This is a genomic window from Bacteroidota bacterium (genome assembly GCA_018831055.1).
Classification (GTDB): Bacteria; Bacteroidota; Bacteroidia; order Bacteroidales; family B18-G4; genus M55B132.
Window position 1 is genome coordinate 1 of the sequence record JAHJRE010000301.1, and the last position, 2,159, is coordinate 2,159.

Here is a 2,159-nt window from a genome sequence, read left to right on the forward strand (position 1 = left end):
CACCCCTGCATCGACGAGCTTCTTAACACGCTTGTGGATGCCCGAGGAGCTTATGCCCAACCGCTTGGCGAGCTTGGCGTAGGGAACCTTCGCATCGGCCTGCAGGAGGTTGAGCAGCTTCCGGTCGGTCTCGTCCAGTTCCATAATTTCCACTTTTCCCACCCGCGCGAGGCCTCAGCATACCATCTTTGTGGATATTATTTAAATATTTCGCTTTTATGGAAATAATTTATCCTAAATCAAGAAATTGGTAAAACTTATATACAAAAATAGACCAATTTAGGCAGGGAATACCATGGCGAAGTCCCTCGAAGTGCTCGTGAAGGAATCGAGCTGTGCGCTGGTGTTGGGCATAGGCGGCGGCGGCGATGTAGTGGGAACTCTACAGACCTCACGCTACTTGCGCTGGCTTGGTCTTCGAACACTGGTCGGGGGACTGACATGGGAGCGCTACGTGAACGACCCAGAGCCGGGCCCCCGTAAGATGGAAGAAATAGTCGAAATCAAGCGACTCTCAGCGACGGTCGGGCTAGCGAACGCTCGAACGCAAACGACTAAGGGCATACGCTTCACCGAGGCGGTCGTGGCCGAGGTGCTGGGCGAGGAGACGGTGCTCGTGGACCTCAACCTCGGGGTACAGGGGGTGATCGAGGGGCTGAACGAGGCGATCAAGCGGCTCGGAATCGATTTGTTTGTGGGGGTCGACGTGGGGGGCGATGTTCTGGCCGAGGGTTCGGAGGGGGGCCTTCACAGTATGTTGGCAGATAGTATGGTGCTGGCTTCGATGGTCAACCTGAAGGTGCCCGCGGTGCTGGGGGTGCTTGGCTGCTGCACCGACGGCGAGCTGAGCCTTGAGCAGTTCAACCAGCAAGTCGCGAAGATTGCCAGCCACGGCGGATTTTTGGGTGCTCGAGGCCTGACTTCAGAGGACCTAAAGATGCTCGATGAAGTGATCCCCAAGACCAAGACCGAGTCCAGCGCGTTGGCGGTCAAGGCGGCCCGGGGGCTGCAGGGGGAAGTAGAAATCCGAGGCGGCTATCGCAAAGTCCAACTGACCCCGATGTCCGCGATGACGTTCTTCTTCGACCCGCAGGTGGTATTCGATCGGGTAAGCAAGGTGGCGAAGGAGCTGGTTCCTACCCGTAGCTTGGACGAGGCCCAGGGGGTACTTGAGCGCGCGGGCGTCCCCAGTGAGTTAACCTTCGAGCGGAACTACGTGTGGAAGCGTTACGCTGCCAGTGATAAACTCTTTGGAGGCAAAAAATGATTTCTAAACGCGTTAGCAAGATGCTGCGGTCGCGGGTATCCTATCCACTTGCCCGTGAATATGATGTCAGGGTAGCGGGAGCCATCAACCTCGCCTCCAACGAGAGCCCCTACGGCCCATCCCCCCGCGTGCTTCGAGCGCTCAGGCGGGAGGTGGCGCGCGTTGGTTCATATCCCGACCCTCGAGCTACGGAACTCAAGCGGGCGATAGGTAACTACATCGGCGTCGAGGCTAGGTGCGTGGCGATCGGGAATGGCTCCGATGAACTCATGGACCTCGCATGCAAAGCTTTTCTCAATCCCGGCGAGCGAGTGCTTATACCCCTCCCCACGTTTGCGATGTACGAGCTCGCGTGCAGAGTCAACGGAGGGGTGCCGAAGTTTTTTGAGCTGTTGAACTTTGAGTGGCGTGCTGCCGAGCTCAAGCGTGCCCTCAATGGAACGAAATTGGCGTTTATCGGCAGGCCCAACAACCCCACGGGCAACGGCATAAGTTTGGAGGGGTTGCGCAGGTTGCTCGCGAACGGGAAGCTGTTGATCATCGACGAGGCGTACGCCGAGTTCGCAGAGTACTCAGTCACGAGGCTGGCACCAAAGCAAAAGAATTTGTTGGTGCTTCGCACGTTTTCGAAAGCTTTCGGGCTCGCGGGGCTAAGGGTCGGCTACGCGGTGGGCAATCCCAAGTTGATTGAAGCGCTCGAGGGCATCCGCGCGCCATTCAACGTCAACTGCATGGCCCAGGCCGCGGCGGTCGCAGCCCTACGGGATAAGCGATATTTGTGCAAGGTGGTGGCGATGATTAAGCAGGGGCGCGCGTACATACGCCGCGAGCTCACGAAGCTCGGCTTCAAGGTTCTACCATCCGATGCGAACTTTTTGATGGTTGATGTCAG

At 57.7% G+C, this 2,159-nt stretch carries 3 protein-coding genes; 2 read left to right on the plus strand and 1 reads right to left on the minus strand.

The window, feature by feature from the left end; genetic code table 11:
• The coding region (locus tag KKA81_16955; protein ID MBU2652617.1) for a winged helix-turn-helix transcriptional regulator at window positions 1–144 on the minus strand (144 nt) is incomplete at its 3' end.
• A gap of 151 nt (window positions 145–295) precedes the next feature.
• On the opposite strand from KKA81_16955, the gene KKA81_16960 reads away from it, so the two are divergent.
• Together KKA81_16960 and hisC are read left to right on the plus strand one after the other, a co-directional pair.
• Window positions 296–1,267, plus strand: a complete 972-nt coding sequence (locus KKA81_16960) for a DUF1152 domain-containing protein (GenBank protein MBU2652618.1) — start codon at window positions 296–298, stop codon at window positions 1,265–1,267.
• Window positions 1,264–2,159 (plus strand): histidinol-phosphate transaminase (gene hisC, locus KKA81_16965; GenBank protein ID MBU2652619.1); only part of this gene is annotated, 896 nt, incomplete at its 3' end. The genes KKA81_16960 and hisC, both read left to right, overlap by 4 nt.

What these genes read in the sequence shown, in the direction of transcription:
- KKA81_16960 (MBU2652618.1), top strand. Translation starts at nt 296, where the DNA reads ATGGCGAAGTCCCTCGAAGTGCTCGTGAAGGAATCGAGCTGTGCGCTG.